This is a genomic window from Terrisphaera buseokensis, assembly GCF_047521145.2.
Classification (GTDB): Bacteria; Verrucomicrobiota; Verrucomicrobiia; order Opitutales; family Opitutaceae; genus ER46.
On record NZ_CM134186.1, the window covers coordinates 436,735 to 452,437 of the forward strand.

Genomic DNA, 15,703 nt, shown 5'->3' on the forward strand with positions numbered 1-15,703 from the left:
CAAGCGAAGCAGGAGGACCAAAGGGCCGCCATTTTCGGCGGCCCTTTTTTCATCCCGCCCTGCACTACGCCGCCGGCGCGTAGTGAGCGTTGACGGCGAACGCCTCGATCTCGGACTGGCGTTGCGGCGGCGACCAGTCGAGGAGTTCGCCCATCCACGTCGCGGTCTGCGCAATCGTATCGGCGGACAGGCGCTCATAATAGTGCCAGCCGCTGCGACGCAGCAGGACATCATCGAGGTGCCGCGACCATTCGTGGCGCACATAGTGCGCGACGGCTTCACGCGTGAAGGGCGCCGGCAGGATGGCGCTGTACGCCGACATTTCCTCGGCGGGCAGCAGCGGCTCGGTGGCCGTGCGACACGGCTGGGCGTTGCCGCCCAAGTGACGCGCGATCTGATCGACGGCCTGCTCCGACATGAGCCGGTACGTGGTGAGTTTGCCGCCGGCAATGTCCCACCAGCCGGCTTCCGGTGATTTGATCTGGTGGGCGCGCGAGATGTCCGACGGCGATCCGTCGGGATTCGCGATCAGCGGCCGGATGCCGGCCCAGGAGCTGATGATGTCGCTGCCGGTCAGCGCGATCTTCGGGAAGAATTCATTCACTGTGCGCAGCACGTAGACGACATCGGACTCGTCAACGGCGACCGCCTCGGGTTTGCCCCGGTAGTCCGTGTCGGTCGTGCCAATGATCACCCGCGAGCCCCACGGCAGCACGAACAGGATCCGTTTGCCCTCGGTGATGACGACGGCCGACGGCAGGGTCAGTCGCGCGCGATCGATCACGATGTGAATGCCCTTGCTGAGGCGCAGTTTCACCGCGCTGTGCGGAACGTGATCGGCCCACGGGCCGGTGGCGTTGACGATGGTTTTGGCGCGCACGTTGCCGGTCCGGCCGGTGAGCTGGTCCTCGATCTGGCAGATCCAGCCGTCCGGCTGGCGGCGGGCATCCTGGAAACGCGTGTAGTTCACGACGGTGGCGCCGTTGCGTTCGGCGGAGCGCAGCGTGTCGACCACGAGCCGCGCGTCATTGGTCAGGGCGTCGAAGTAACGCACCGAACCCGCGAGATCCGTCGCGTCCAGTTCGGGCAGCATGGCCTGCGTCTCGGCGCGCGTGAACCCGCGGGACGGTTGGAAGTTTCGTCCGCCGCACAGCAGATCATAGATCTTCACGCCGATGCGCAGCTGCCACACCGGCCGGCCTTCGCCGCGATACGACGGAAACACAAAACCGAGCGGTTCCGCGAGGTGCGGCGCGATCCGGTGGATCGTTTTCTTCTCCACGCTCGCTTCGTGGACGAGGCCGACGCGACCCTGCTCGAGGTAGCGGAGACCTCCGTGCAAAAGTCGGCTCGAGCGGCTGCTGGTGCCGGCGGCGAAATCCTGCTGGTCGACCAGGCCGACTTTCAGACCACGCATGGCGGCGTCGCGGGCGACGCCGCTGCCGACGATGCCGCCCCCGACCACGAGGAGGTCGAGCGGATCGCTCATCAGGCGCGTGAGCGCCTCATTGCGTTTCGAATTCGGATTGGCGTTGGGCTTCATGTTCGGACAGCGGTTTCCTGGCGCGACGCAGCGAGCAGCACGCCAAACTCGGCGAGGCTGGGCACGACCAGATGCGGACGGGGATTCGCCTGTTCGGCATCGTGCACGGTCGCTTCGCCCGTGAGCACCAGGACGCCCAGGGCGTCGGCGCGGTGGGCCATCAGAATGTCGGTGTAAATCCGGTCGCCCACCATCGCGATCTGCGAGGGCTGCAGGCCATGCCGATCGAGAATGCCGCTCAGCATCGTGGGATCGGGTTTGCCGAGCACGATGTCGGGGGCGCGGCCCGTGGCCTCTTCCAGCAGCGCGCAAATCGCGCCGCAGTCGACGAGCACCGTGGGTTGATCCGTCGGGCAGACGCGATCCGGATTGGTCGCCACGAAGAGCTTGCCCTGCTGCACCCACCACGCAGCGCGGCAGAGGCGCGAATAGACGAGCGTGAGATCGAAGCCCACCACGACGGCATCAGGCACATCGGCGGGATCGTCCGCCGTCAGGATGAAACCCGCGCCGCTGAATTCCTGCAGCATGCTGGGCGTACCCAGGGCGAAGATACGCTTCACCTCGGGAAAGCGCCGGCGCAGGCAGTCGATCGTGGCCTGCGCGGACGTGTAGAGTTCGTCCGCGGTGGCGGTGAGCCCCATCTTGCGCAGGTGGGCAAGGTAGTCGGCCGAGCTTTTGGACGGGTTGTTCGTCAGGAAGGTGCAGCCGATGCGGAGGTCGCGCATCTGCGCGATGAACGGCAGCGTGCACGGGAAGAGCGTGCCGCCTTTGTAGATGGTGCCGTCCATGTCGAGGGCGACGTGCGCGATGTCGCGCAGGCGATCGCGTTGGGAACGGGGAGCGGAGGGAGCTTTGCGGTTCGGAGCCATTACGAGGAAGCTTGCTGGTAGCCGTGGGCCTTGGCCGGCCAGGCGAGGATGAACATGAGGAGCCCGATCGCGCCGATCGCGAGGAGCGCGCCGAACGCGACCTCCCAGCCCTGGCGTTGCACGAGGAGGCCGAGGCCCCAGCCGGACACCAGCGTGCTGGCGTAGCCGAAGAGGCCGGTGAAGCCGGCCGCGGTGGCGGCGGCGCGCTTGGTTGCGAGATTCGCCGCGGTGATGCCGATGAGGGCCTGCGGGCCGTAAATGAAGAACCCGGCGACCGCGAGCAGCACGGTGGCACTCGTCGGCGTGGAGCCGAATTTCCAGAACAGGAACATCGCGGTGCAGGCGCCGATCATGCAGAAGACGCACATCCGCGCGCCACGGCCCTTGAACACTTTGTCGGTCGCCCAGCCCGCGAGCAGCATGCCGACGATGCCGGAGACTTCAAAGGCCCCGACCATCCAGCCGCCCTGATGGACCGGAAAGTGTTTCATTTCCTTCAGCAGCGTCGGACCCCAGTCGAGGATGGCGAAGCGCAGGACGTAGACGAAGAAGTTGGCGAGCGAGATCCACCAGATGTACGGATTCAGGAAGACCTGGTGCTTCACGAATTCCTTGTAGCCGGCCGAGGAGCGATCCTCGTGATCGCCGGCCTTCGCGCCTTCGACCTTGATCTCGGGCAGGCCGACCGAGGTCGGGGTGTCGCGCAACAGCAGGAACAGAATCAGTCCCGCCACCGTGCAGAGGATTGCCGGACCGAAGAAGCACCAGCGCCAGCCATACATGACGATGTAGCCGCAGAACACGCTGGCGACCGCCGCACCGATGGAGTGCGAGGTATTCCAGATCGACATCTTGGTCGCGAGCTCATGCGGCGCGAACCAGTGAGTCATGAGCCGGCAGCACGGTGGAAAGCCCATGCCCTGCACCCAGCCGTTGATCATCCACGCCACGCCGAGCAGCAGCACGGTGGAGCTGAAGCCGAAGAAGACATTCGCGCAGACGGATAGCATGAGCCCCGCGACCATGAAGTAGCGGGCGTTGGCGCGGTCCGCCCACATGCCATTCACAAAGCGGGAAACACCATACAGCAGTCCGTGCAGCGTGAGAAAGAGCCCGAGGTCCGCCTTGGTGATGCCGAGGTCGGTCTGCATCGCGGGCATCGCGAAGCTCAGGTTTTTGCGGACAAAGTAAAAGGCCGCGTAGCCGAACATCGTCGCGATGAGCGTGCGGTACTGCCAGTAGCGAAACCGCGCGGCGACGGCGGCATCGGGTGCAACGTAGGCTGAGGAGGTGGAAATCGGCAGACTCATGCGGGGGTGGCGCGAAAGGCGTGGGGTGGGTTGGCGACGGTCCACACGCCGCCCGGGCCGAAAAGGCCGTCGAGCAGTGTGTCCAAAGTTCCAGTACGGACCGCCACATCGAGCACGGTGAACCGGCGGCGGATATGGTACGCGCGGGAGAAGCCGTCGCGCAGCCGGGCCCGCGTGAGACCGATCTGTTCGGGCTCCGTGGGGGCGCCGACGGCATCGAGCCGGCGTTTCATCTCCGCGGAAGGCAGCAGTTGTGCTCGGAGCCGGGCGGCAATCGCCGGCCAGCCGGACTTGAGTTGCGCGAGCTGAAGGCGCAGGGCGTCGGCCGACACGTGCTTGGCCCGCGTCTCCGTAACCGCCGTCTCGACGAAATCCGTGCCTGCAAATTTCCGGCGCACGTGGGCCTCGATGACCGTTGGTTCCGGCCAGTCGGCCGCGCAGCGATCGGGATCCAGCTGGGAAAAGTCGTGGGCGAGGAGCTGCTCGTAGAAGCGCGTGACGGCCAGCGTGGCGACGCCCACCTTGAAACCGTGCGACGGCGCTTCGCCGTGGTGCACGTGATGCTCCATGTCCCACAGGTGGCTGAACTGGTGTTCCGCGCCCGAGGCGGGTCGGCTCGTCTTCGACCACTGCATGGCGAAGCCTCCGAGCATCAGGCCTTCGACGAGCGGCGCGATGGCCGTGGAGGCGCCCGCGCGGGCGCCTGCGGGATCCGCGAGCGAATCGCGCAGTCCGCCCTGCACAATGGCCCAGGCCCGCGGATCGATCGGCTCGACGGCGAGCGCGTCGGCGAGGATCCAGTCGGCACCGGCCGTGATCTTGGCGGAGAGATCGGCGTAGCCCGACGCCGTCATCTCCGCGGGCGCCTGGCGAATCACGTCGATGTCGGCCACGACCGCGCGCGGCGCGGGACAGTTGAAGGTCTGCTTCGCGCCCTGATACGTGATCGACGCGCCGAACGCCGTGTAGCCATCCATGGAGGCCGCCGTTGCAACGCACAGGTAGGACGCGCGTCCGGTGCGGTGGGCGGCGAGTTTGACGAGATCGTTGATCGTGCCCGAACCCACGGCGACGGGCACCGCATCGTGGGTGCGCAACGACGCCTCGAGCTGTTCGACGAATCGGAATTCCGCATACAGTGTCGGATCGCGGAAGATGAAGGGAGTGAGCGTGGCGATACCGGCACTGGCGAAGGCCTCGGCCACTGTCCGACCAGCCACGCGCCAGGTGATTTCATCGGCGACGATCACGGCGCTCTGCCCGGGAAAGTGCTGTTGGAAAATCCGCGCAGTCTCACGCAGGACGCCCGCCCCGACCAGCAGCGCCCGCGTTTCGCGCGCGGAGGTCAACGCTTCGTCCAGCGTCAGACGGGGCGTGCCGAGGCTCACGGTGGAGGCGGAGGTCATTTTTTGCGGGCGGCGTAGTAGGCCTTGATCTCGCGCAGCGTGACGTCCGGGTAGTCGGTCGCGAACGACATCACGCCGAGGTCGAGGAGCTGGCCGTAGACGGCCGGATCCTTGGTGTAGGGAAACGTCTGAAACACGACGCCGTGGGCGCGCAGGTCGTGACCCACGTTGCGCAGGAAGTCACTGCGCAGGCGAAACGGGTTGTCCGCCGGGCTCGCATCCGCGGGCGGCGCCCACGTGTCGGACGTCACCTTCGGGTAGACGTGAATCTGCACCTGCGTGACGCCGGCGAATTTCGTCTGTTTCAACGCCGCCAGATCGCGGCTCAGTTCCGCCTCGTTGCCATGCATCCACAGGAGGGTTTCGGACTCCGGCACGATCGCCTTCCACGCGCGAATCTCGGCGATTTTGCGCGACGCCAGCACGATCTGTTTCTCGATGCCGTACTTCCTGACCTCAACGGCAAGGCGGGGAAACTCGATGCTCTTGATGTCCATGTAGAGGTGGCGCTCGGGGCGTCCCTGCATGAGTTTGAAAATCGTGGCCATCGGCACGACGCGCCGGCCCTTGAACTGCTCGCCCTTCCATGAGCCCACATCGAGTTTCGACAGTTCGGCGTAGGTCAGATCCTTCACGCCCTTCTTCTTCAACTCCGGCGGCGCGTCCTTCACGACGCGGCTGAAGTCATTGTCGTGAAACGGCACGATCACGCCGTCCTTCGTCATGCGCAGATCGCACTCCGGATAGATGCCCAGCTTCCAAGCGAGCTCGAACGCCTCCACGGTGTTCTCCTCGGCCAGATCGCCCACGCCGCGGTGACCCTGGATGATGATCTTTTCCAGCGGAATGTGCTGCGTGATGTTCCACTCGGCCGGAGCGCCGGCGCTGCCGAGGGGCAGGAGCGAGGCGAGGGTCACGAGGCAGGTGGTGGCGAAAAGGCGGCGACGGTTCATTGGCGGGCTTTCTTTTTGGGGGTTTTGAGGGCGGCGAGCGGCGGTGCGGCGAGCAGCGCGCTGGCACCGACCTCGTCGATGACCAGGGCCTTGATGATGTTGCCGCGCACGGCGGCGAGGATGGCGGCGGAGCGGTCGCTGCCGGAAACGACGCCGACCACCAACGGAATCTTGCGGAGCTGATCGATCTGGACGCTGATCACGCGATCCCGCCAGGCGGTGGCGCACTCCTTGCCGCTGGCGTCGATGAACCGGCCGCACACTTCGCCGACCGCGCCGGCGCGTTCGAGCTCGCGCACCATGGTGGCGTCGAGCGTGCCGCGCTCGACGAACACCGAGTTCGCCAGCGTGCCGAGCCCGACCAGCGCGACGCGGGCCCGATCCAGGCATTCGTGCACGCTGCGCACCTGCTGCAGATCGAGCAGGGCGTCCCGCGTGCGCTTGTCGGGAATGAACGCCGGCGTGTTGAGCGAGAGAAAATTTCCGCCGAGCCGCTGCGCCATCACGCGGCCGACCTCCTGCGCGTCGAAGGCATTGACCGACGAATCCACCGTGCCCATCGCCTGCACGACGGTAAGCGCCTTCGTCCGCGTGGCGGGCAGGTGATGCACCAGATCGTGAATCGTCCGGCCGCCGGCGAGGGCGACTGTGTCGCGTGGTTCAATTAGCTCATCGACCACCGCGGCGCCGAAGTGCCCGACCGCCCGCCGGAGATCCGCGCCGTCGACCGCGTCACCCGATTTGATGACGACCACCAGCCCGAGCCCGAGCCGGGTGCGCAGCTGATCCTCGAGTTCGCGCCGGCGCGGATCGTAGTCGGCCACCGTGATGCGGACGATGCCGCGTTCCTTCGCGAGGGCCAGGAGGCGGGAGACCTTGGCCTGCGAAACCTTGGCGAACTTCGCGACCTCACTCTGGCCAAGACCGTCCAGGTAGTAGAGACGGGCGACCAGACGCAGGCGATCGTCTGAATAATCATTCGGCATTTTTATGGAGTGAGCCGCTCCCGGCGCAGGGTGTCAAGCGGCGAGGGACGCGCACGGGTGCCGCCGGTGCGCGCGCAGTCCGCCGGGGACCGTGGCGGCCGATCGAAATTCCGCTGCTGTCGGCCGCGCTGCCCGCCGGGGGCGCGACGCCCAAACGTAACCGGGCGGATTCTTGACAACCCGTCGGCGGCCTCGCTAAGTCGTGAATTGTAATGCTGAATGCTTATTCAGACGATTTCGCCCGCTTATGCAAACCCTGAGCTCCTCGTTCCCCTGTCAGTGCGGTCTCGCCCGGTGCACGTCCCTGTGGGCGCGCGTCCTTTTCCTCTGTCTGGCCCTTGGCGCGCTGCCGGAATTGCTCCGGGCGCAGACGACGGGCGCCATCACCGGCCGGGTCCTCAACGCCGCCACGAGCGGCTACGTGCGCAATGCGGAGGTCCGCGTGGAGGGTGCCGGAATTGCGGCCTACACGGAGGACGCGGGTTTCTACCGGCTGGCCGGTGTGCCCGCGGGTGCGGTCACGATTTCCGTGGCCTACACCGGCACTCAGACGGCGACGGCAACGGTGAACGTCACCGCCGGCCAGACTGCCACGCGCGACTTCGAATTGCAGAGCGCCGTGATCAACGCGCCGGCGAAGGACCAGGTGCTCACGCTCAACGCGTTCGTGGTGTCGAGCGAGCGCGAGGGCAACGCCAAGGCGATCATGGATCAGCGTGCTTCGCTGAATGCGAAGAGCGTGGTCGCCACCGACAACTACGGTGATCTCACGATGGGCGACGTCGGCGAGTTCATGAAATACCTGCCGGGCGTCGCGCTCGACTATCTCGAGGTCGACACCAACGCCGTGCGCATCGGCGGGCTCGATCCGAAGTACGCGACGTTCACGCAGGACGGCAATCGCATGGCCGCCGGCAATCCGAGCTTCGACGGCAACAGCCGCGGCAATACCTTCGAGCAGATGTCGATCACCGGCATCGAATCGATCGAGGTGAACAACACGCTCACCGCGAGCATGGACGCCGACTCCGCCGCCGGAAACATCAACCTCCGGAGCAAAAATGCCTTCGACCGCAAGGGCCGGCAGGTGGTGTTCCAGTCGTATGCGATGGGCACAACCGACGCCCTCACGCTCAGCCGCCAGTATCTCCCGGACGACCGCAGGCACTTCAAGGTCTTCCCCGCCGGCCAGCTCGGCTACGCGGACGTGTTTCTCGGCGGCACGCTCGGCATCGAGGCCAACGCGAGCTTCAACAAATCGTTCATCTTTCAGGATCGGCACCAGCTCGAGTACAACTACACGAATCCCGCGCGCCCGGTGATCACCGGCCTGATGTGGCGGCCCGGCCCGAAGGTCGCGACGCGCATCGCCGGGACGTTCAGCCTCGATTACAAGGTGTCGCCCGAGATCGTGTTTTCGCTGCGCAGCAGCTATTCGCACTACGACGTCGAGTTCTTCAACCAGTACACCTGGCTGCGCGCCGCGGTCGCCCAGATCACGCCTGACTCCACGCTCAACCGCGTCACCGCCCTTGCCACCGCGAACGCGAACACCCGTCTGGGCACCGAGTATTCGCACCGTCACAATTACCAGGATACGTACACGATCGGGCCGAAGTTCGAGTTCAAGCGCGACTCGCTGACCGTGGCGCTGGGCGGCAGCTACTCGCGCTCGCTCACGGCCAACAAGGACCGCGACGACGGCTTCTTCCGCAACACGAACAACCGCATCACGCGGATGAGCTGGCAGGCGGAGCGCAGCGGCACCGATCAGACGGCCTGGACGCTGCGCCAGCTCTCGGGGCGGGACTGGTCGCAGGCCGACAGCTGGGGCCGCGACGACACGTTTGCGAACAACATCCTGAGCAATGCGAACAAGGGGAAGGCGCAGAACTTTGCCGCGTTTCTCAACGCCAGGAAGACGACGCGCATCCTGGAGCTGCCGGTTGAAATCAAGAGCGGCCTCGCCGCGCGGTTGACGACCCATGCGTTGACGCAGGGCGATCAGCAATGGACGTACGTCGGCCCGGCGGGGGTGGCGGCTGGCCAACTGAATGCACCGGTGCTCGCGACGAAGAACTACCGCTTCGATCCCCGGATGGGTGGCAACGTGATCGACCAGAACTGGCGTGCCGACGACACCTACGGGATGTACCGGCTGTTCCAGGAACACCCGGAATATTTCCTGCCGAACACGATCACGAATTTCACCAACACGCTCATCGGGGCGCGTTCGGTGAAGGAGCAGATCGATGCCGCCTACGTCGAGGGCAACACCCGCTCTGGCCAGCTGCGCCTCAATGGCGGCCTGCGTTTCGAACGTTCCCGCACGGTCGGCCGAATCTGGGATCCACTCCCGGACGCGGTGGTGCGCGCGGCCGGCTACACGGCCGGCACCGTGCCGTTCGTGCTCTACAAATACCGCAACGGCGAGCGTTCCACCCGTCACGGGGACTACGACAACCTGTTCCTCAGCGGCGGCGCCAAGTATTCCTTCAGCCGGAACCTCGTCGCGCAACTGGCGTCGAGCGAATCGATCCTGCGGCCCAACTACGACAATCTCGCCGGCATCACGACGATCGACGACGTGAACCAGATCGTGACCGTGCCGAATCCCGGGCTCAAACCCGAGCTCTCGCGCAAGACCTTCGCGAGCCTCCAGTACTACTTCGAGCCCGCGGGCATGCTCGGCATCTCCGCTTACCGGCTTGACGTGAAGAACCAGTTGTCCGCGCGCAGCACGATCAGCGCGGAGCAGGCCGGATTTGCGGACGACCCGGAGTACGCGAGTTACTCGTTCCGCTCGTATCTCAACGGCGACGGCAACCAGCACACAAATGGTGTGAGCGCGGAGTACAGCCAGCAGCTGACGTTTCTCCCCGGCATGTTGAGCGGTCTCAGTGTATTCGGATCCGTGACACGCACGATTGCGGACCGGCAGCAGCTCCGTCTCGCGCCGAAGTCGGCCAACGGCGGTTTTCGCTTCCGCTACGGCCGGTTCAACGCCCAGCTTCGCAGCACGTGGCAGGCCGCGCGCCTGATCTCGATCAGCACCAACGCGGTCAACGGCCTCGTCTGGGCCAAGGAGCGCACGCTCGTCGATCTCAGTGGCGGCTACAAACTCACCCGGCGCGTCGAACTGATGCTGAGTGTGCGCAACATCTTCAACGCGCCCGCTGAGCAGTACTCCAACGAGCCCGGCCGTCTGCAGCTGTTCGACGTCTACGGTTCGCTCTGGAATCTCGGCATCAAGGGTACGTTCTGATGGTGCCGGCCCGACGGCCCTGACGGAGGCGGTGCAGTCCGGCCGTCAGCGCGATTCCGCCCAGCAGCAGGAGAAACGGTGAAGGTTCTGGAATCGGGGTGACGAAGCCGCTGGCGTCGATGAACGCCCCCGCCGGAAACCCGGAGAAGGTGATCTGCCGGAGCTGGCTCGAGGTGAGCCCGTCGCGCGCTTCGCCGAACCGGAGCTGATCGCTCCCCATCTCATAGTTGAAGATGGTGAGCACGGATCGTTCCCACGCTTGCGCGTTTGAATTGCCAAACGCAATCAGGCTCCCTCCGTGACCGCGGCCGAAATCGATGGTGCTGTCCACGGTCATGGCCAGCGGCACCGTGAACGTCTGGCTGTAGCGCCCGCCGAGCGCGAGGCTGCCGCCAGCAAGCAGCAGCGGGGTGGAGGGTGGCAGCGTGTCCGATGCGTCGATCTGCAGCGTGCCGCCCACGCCCACCGCCACGTCGCCGACGCTCGCGTTCTTTCCGCTGAAGATCAGCCGCCCGGCTTCGATGAGGGTCGAGCCTTTGAAGTCGTTCTCACCCGCCAGGGTCCAGGTGCCTCGGTCGGTCTTCACGATTTTTCCGCCCTCTCCACTGATGCTCCCGCGGATGATTCCAGCCCCCGCACTTTCGCCGGAGAGCGTGAGCGAGTAGTCCTTGGCTGAGATGTCACTGGTGATGGTGAGATTGCCGCTGCCTGAGACCGTCCAGGTTTGCGACTCGGCCAGCTGGATGTTCGCAAAGCGCACGGTCTGGTCCGCGATGCCCGCGTTCGTGAGGGTGATTCGCGAAGAACCTCCGATCAGCAGCGTGCCGCGGCCGCCGACCTCGTAGGTGTTCTTGGTCGATTCCGCGAAGAGAATGGCGGCAACCGCCGCATCGGATCCGTCAATGCCGGGCTTGAGGTTGTTGGCATCCGCCGTGTTGTCGAATTGGACGGTGTCGCTCGAACTTGGGGCCGCCTTTTCGCTCCAGTTCTGACTCAGGTCCCATTGGTTGACGTCGCCGCCGTTTCCGCCCCACCAGATGGTTACGGCTGCCGGCGCGGAAAGGAGCAGCAGGTTTCCGATCACTATCCTCCGCACCATCCGCAGTGCGGGTTGGCTGACAGGGGTGAAGGCAGCGATCGCTGCGGCGGGAAAGCTCAATGAAGCGAGGTGTTGGACAGCGTCATCGACCCAATCTGGCGACACCCAAGGAGGATGGTGCCGCCAGGCTTGCGTAGAAGTGCCACGCACGCGGCCAATAAGGTGAAGGCGCGGCAGGCCTAAGGCAGTTCGTACACCTCAACCAGGGCCTCGCCTGTGCCGTTCGCGACACCGGACACCTGCGCGGTATAGCTGCGGCCGGCGTTCAGCGTGAGCACCAGCGCCGCGTCGCGACTGCCGGCGTCGAGTGCAAACGCGCCGACTTGGGCAAACGTAGGCGCGAGCGCGGGGTCCCAAGTGTCGTTTTCCGCGAGGCGTGCGCCTGCTTGGTCGAAGACGTCGAGCCTGGGATCGGCGAGCACGCCGGTGACGCCCAGCGTCGCGAGTGTCGGACCGACCGCGCGAATCACGACGCGCTTCTGGCCGGTGCCCGCGACGAAGAAGCCGGCGATCAGGATGTCGGTGCCGGTACCCACCCGATTGCGCGCGGAGAGATTGACGAGCCGTCCGCTCCCGCCGCTGCCGGCATCGTAGCCTTCGATGAGCACGGTGCCGGCGGTCGTGCCGGTGGCTTGCACGGTGTACGCGCCGGCGAAGGTCTGCAGCAACGCGGCGTCACGGCTCGCCGGTGCGAAGGGAAATCCGCCCAGCGCCGCCACGATGGGCGCGAGTGCCGCGGGCCAGTCGTTGTTCTCGAGGATTTTGGTCGCAGCGCGATACAACTCCAGCCGCGGATCGGCCATCGGTGTGACCAGCCCAAACGCGGCGAGAGCAGGACCGGCGGCACGCACGACCACGTTGCGCGATCCGGCGCCGACGACAAAGCCGACCGTCACGGTCCGGCCGCTCGTAAGCGTCGTGCGCAACGACAAATTCGACAGCCACGCTTCGGCCGACGGCGGGCTCGCGGGTCCCGGATCGGGCGGGGTGAGCGCGGCGGTCGCTTCGTTGGAAAATTGGCGCGAGCGGCCCGCGGCGTTGAAGGCGCTGACGCGATACTGGTACGTGGCACCGGGCGCGACGGTGGTGTCGGTGAAGCTGCTGACATTCGCACCGAGGCTGGCGTGGTTTTCCCAGGCGGCGCTGGCCGGGGCCTTTCGCTCGACGCGGAAACCGGTTTCGTTGGTCGAGGCGTCGGTCCAGGTGAGCGTGATCGCTGGGCCGCCCGCCGTGGCGAGCAACGTCGACGGTGCCACCGGCATGACGGCGGCGGGTCCGTCGAAATATTCCTGGATGCCGTCGTGCAGGGCGTCGGTGACGATGCGCTTGAAGGCGTCGTCCTGGAGCGCGGCGTTGTCCGGCACCGGCCGATCCATGAACGCGACCTCCATTAGGATCGCGGGCCGCGTGGCGAGCCGGTTCTCGCCGTAGCTGCCGTTGAAGCCCTGCACGCGGCGATCGACCCACGCGGGATTGTACTCACGGCGGATCGCGGTGATCACGCGCGCGTGGAGGATGTCGGCGAGGCGTTTGCTCTCGGTGGCCGCGGTGTTGGCGTTGTCGTAGAGCGTTTCGGTGCCCGTGCCGGCGCCGCCGTTGTTGTGGAGACTGACGAGGATGTCGGCGTTCACGGCATTCGCGTAACGCGGCCGACTCCGGATGTCCTGCTCGAGATGCGTGAAGCCGGCTTCATTCCACACGGAGGCGTCGGCGCCGAGGGCCTTCACGTGATAGCGCGCGGCCTCCTGCCATTTCGCGAAGCCGCTTTCGCCGATGCCGGCGGTGCGATCCAGATTGCGCGTGGGGCGCACGTCGGCACCGGCGGCGGCGAGCGACGTGTTCAGCAGCGTGATGAAATCGTGATTCACGAAGTCCTCGACGATGCCCTGCCAGAAGCCGCGTTGGAGCACCCAGCTGGTGCCGTTGAGATAGTAGCCGTGGCCCGGGCTGATCGCGATGCGGCGCGAACTGAGCGCGTGCGCGGACAACGGTGCGTCGGGCGAAGGCGGCGCGAGTTGCCGCGCGACTGCCGGCCGCGGCTCCGGCAGCGGGGCGAAAAGGCGATCGAGCGGCACGCCTTCAATGCGGCTGACGACTTCAAAGTCGTCAAACGCCCTGCGGAGCAGGTCGCCGACGGCGATGTGTATGCGCCGGGAAAACTGTTCGAAGGCGAGGCTGCCCGGGGCGAGACCGAGGAGTTCACGACTGAAATCGAGCGAGAGGCGGTTGCCGTTGATGTCGACGCCGAGCAGCCGGACGGAACTCGCGCCGGTGGCGGAGGGCGTGGATGCCGGCATCGCGGGCGTATCCGGAACGAGGACACGCGCGACCGCGGTGGCGACGTCGGAACGCAAGTCCGGTGGCGCGGCCGTTTGTGCCGCGGTGCTGAGCGCGGCGCAGACGCAAGCGAGTCCGAGGAAAGTCAATTTCATGGGGCGCCGTGGAAGCTGGCAGAGAGATCAAGCCGCCCGCGGCGCCGCCGCAAGCGCGCGGTCGCGGTGAAGCGCAATCGCGCGCCGCAGGCGCTCAACGCGGGTCGCGATCGTAGCGGACAAATGCCGCCGTGGTCTCCGAAGCGACATAGATCGAGCGGCCGTCGCGCGAGAAGCACACCGCCTCCGCCTGCGGCAGGCCGTGAAACACCAGTCGCGCCGGCGCACGCTTGAAGGCGTCGGTCCACGTCTCCTTCGCTTCACGATTGAACACGATCACCTCGCCGTAGGTCAGGATCGCCACGCTGCGACCGTCCGGCGTCATGTCCATGCCGGTGGGCCAGGAGAAGCGTTTGCCGACGAGACGCTTCACCAACGTGTCCAGGTCCGATTTGCCGACGACGTTCGGCACGGGCGTCACGAGCCGCGCCGTGACGGTCTTGGCCTGGGTGGCGCCGAGCGGGACGCGGTAGAAACGCGGTGGCGCGTCGCGCTTCGTGAGCAGGTAGATCGCGCCTTCGACGGCATCGACCGCGACGCCTTCGCAATCGCGGGGGCCGTCCTCGTATTTAATACGCAGCGTGTAGACCGGCGCCGCGCGCAGTTCCGCGGCGGGATTCAGTTTCGCGGGATCCGGTTCCTCGATTACATGGATGCGCACGGTGTCGTGCTTCGCATCGTTGTCGCCCGTATCCGCAATCAGGAGCCAGGACTTGCCGCCGCGTTCGAACGACGCGACGTCCTCCCAATCGCGATTCTCGACGCCGGTGACGCGCAACGCGCCGCGCTTCCTGCCGGCGGTGTCGATGGCGTAGAGCACGGGTTCACCGCCGCTGTCGTCGTGCGTCCAAAGCAGATCACTCGCGCGCCGCGACACCGCCAGACCGCTGGTCTCCTGGCGCGGCGGGGCCTCGAGATTGCCGGCGGCGAACGGTCCGGAATAGGCCGGGGCCGGCGCGCTGGAAGCATTGGAACCGCCGGCGAAGATCGCTAGCGCCAGGGCGAGGCTGCGCGCCACGACGCGCGCGCGGCGTCCCGGGACGATCGACTTCAACGGCAAACATGCGAGGACGTGGGCGCGAGGCATCCGTTGCAGAATCGGTGGAACGAACAACTATTCAAGTGCCGTGAAGAAACGGCCGAAGCGCGGCCGCAGCGCGTGGTCGAGATTGCCCGACACAACGACGGCCGTGGCTTCGCCGATGATCGTGGCGCGCGGGACAAAGCCGAAGAAACGCGAATCGAGGCTGTTGTCGCGGTTGTCGCCCATCACGAAGTAGCTGGCCTCGGGGACGGTGACCGGGCCGAAGTTGCGCTGCGCGTGGTCACCGGGCAGCGCCATGACGGCGTGACCCCGCGTGCCGTCGGACTCACGGGCGAACCGCGCCTGCTGCCGCTCGTTCGCGCTGAGATCGCGGGAGACGTGGGCGGAGAGCGGCGCGTAGTTCTGGCGCTGGCCGTTGCGATAGAGCGCACCGGCGCGGAGCTCGATCGTGTCACCGGGTACCCCGACGACGCGTTTCACGAGCCGCATGCCGTCGGCCGGAGAAAAGCAGACAACGATGTCGCCACTGGCCGGATGCGACCATTGCGCCACGCGGGTGAACGTGAACGGCACGCGCAGATCGTAGGCGAGTTTGTTCACGAACAGCACGTCGCCCTCGAGGATCGTCGGCTTCATCGAACCGGACGGCACGTAGTTGATGTCGGCCAGCGCCGACTTCGCGGCGCCGATGATCAGGAGCGGAACAGCGAGCGGGCGAACCCACTCGCGCCAGACATGGAGAAGCAGCGATTTGATGGTCATGGACGGTTCGGCTGCGATGGGACCCGGGCC

The 15,703-nt window shown here is 66.3% G+C and carries 11 protein-coding genes; 1 reads left to right on the forward strand and 10 read right to left on the reverse strand.

Features of this window, described 5'->3' with window-relative positions; all coding sequences use genetic code 11:
- Positions 1-64: 64 nt before the first annotated feature.
- Genes ACLJEU_RS01730 through ACLJEU_RS01755 form a run of 6 tightly spaced genes read right to left on the reverse strand, consistent with a single transcriptional unit; the run spans position 65 to position 7,070 of the window.
- Entirely contained in the window at positions 65-1,543 is a 1,479-nt protein-coding gene (locus ACLJEU_RS01730; RefSeq protein ID WP_414663389.1) for a glycerol-3-phosphate dehydrogenase/oxidase, read from the reverse strand.
- On the reverse strand, positions 1,540-2,415 hold the full coding sequence (locus ACLJEU_RS01735; protein ID WP_414663388.1) for an HAD-IIA family hydrolase: 876 nt from the start codon (positions 2,413-2,415) through the stop codon (positions 1,540-1,542). The genes ACLJEU_RS01730 and ACLJEU_RS01735 overlap by 4 nt, the downstream gene beginning before the upstream one ends.
- Positions 2,415-3,725 (reverse strand): MFS transporter, encoded by a 1,311-nt coding sequence (locus ACLJEU_RS01740; RefSeq protein WP_414663387.1) that lies wholly within the window; start codon positions 3,723-3,725, stop codon positions 2,415-2,417. The genes ACLJEU_RS01735 and ACLJEU_RS01740 overlap by 1 nt, the downstream gene beginning before the upstream one ends.
- Positions 3,722-5,131 (reverse strand): sn-glycerol-1-phosphate dehydrogenase, encoded by a 1,410-nt coding sequence (locus tag ACLJEU_RS01745; RefSeq protein WP_414663386.1) that lies wholly within the window; start codon positions 5,129-5,131, stop codon positions 3,722-3,724. Before ACLJEU_RS01745 ends, ACLJEU_RS01740 begins: the two co-directional genes overlap by 4 nt.
- Complete coding sequence (locus ACLJEU_RS01750; RefSeq protein ID WP_414663385.1) at positions 5,128-6,084, reverse strand: glycerophosphodiester phosphodiesterase; 957 nt, start codon at positions 6,082-6,084, stop codon at positions 5,128-5,130. The genes ACLJEU_RS01745 and ACLJEU_RS01750 overlap by 4 nt, the downstream gene beginning before the upstream one ends.
- Positions 6,081-7,070 (reverse strand): sugar-binding transcriptional regulator, encoded by a 990-nt coding sequence (locus tag ACLJEU_RS01755; RefSeq protein WP_414663384.1) that lies wholly within the window; start codon positions 7,068-7,070, stop codon positions 6,081-6,083. Before ACLJEU_RS01755 ends, ACLJEU_RS01750 begins: the two co-directional genes overlap by 4 nt.
- Positions 7,071-7,317: 247 nt before the next feature.
- Between ACLJEU_RS01755 and ACLJEU_RS01760 the strand changes: the two genes are divergently transcribed.
- Positions 7,318-10,335 carry an outer membrane beta-barrel protein gene (locus tag ACLJEU_RS01760; protein WP_414663383.1) on the forward strand — a complete coding sequence of 1,006 codons (3,018 nt, stop codon included), beginning with the start codon at positions 7,318-7,320 and terminating at the stop codon, positions 10,333-10,335.
- Here ACLJEU_RS01760 and ACLJEU_RS01765 read toward each other — a convergent pair.
- The 4 genes from ACLJEU_RS01765 to lepB all read right to left on the reverse strand — a co-directional run bounded on the left by ACLJEU_RS01765 (position 10,319) and on the right by lepB (position 15,673).
- Positions 10,319-11,494 carry an autotransporter-associated beta strand repeat-containing protein gene (locus ACLJEU_RS01765; protein WP_414663382.1) on the reverse strand — a complete coding sequence of 392 codons (1,176 nt, stop codon included), beginning with the start codon at positions 11,492-11,494 and terminating at the stop codon, positions 10,319-10,321. The genes ACLJEU_RS01760 and ACLJEU_RS01765 overlap by 17 nt on opposite strands.
- 119 nt (positions 11,495-11,613) lie before the next feature.
- Entirely contained in the window at positions 11,614-13,866 is a 2,253-nt protein-coding gene (locus ACLJEU_RS01770; RefSeq protein WP_414663381.1) for an N-acetylmuramoyl-L-alanine amidase, read from the reverse strand.
- A gap of 94 nt (positions 13,867-13,960) precedes the next feature.
- A complete protein-coding gene (locus ACLJEU_RS01775; protein ID WP_414663380.1) occupies positions 13,961-14,953 on the reverse strand; it encodes a hypothetical protein in 993 nt (330 codons plus the stop codon).
- 27 nt (positions 14,954-14,980) lie between these two features.
- Positions 14,981-15,673, reverse strand: coding sequence for a signal peptidase I (lepB, locus tag ACLJEU_RS01780; protein WP_414663379.1), 693 nt, complete (start codon positions 15,671-15,673; stop codon positions 14,981-14,983).
- Positions 15,674-15,703: the final 30 nt, after the last annotated feature.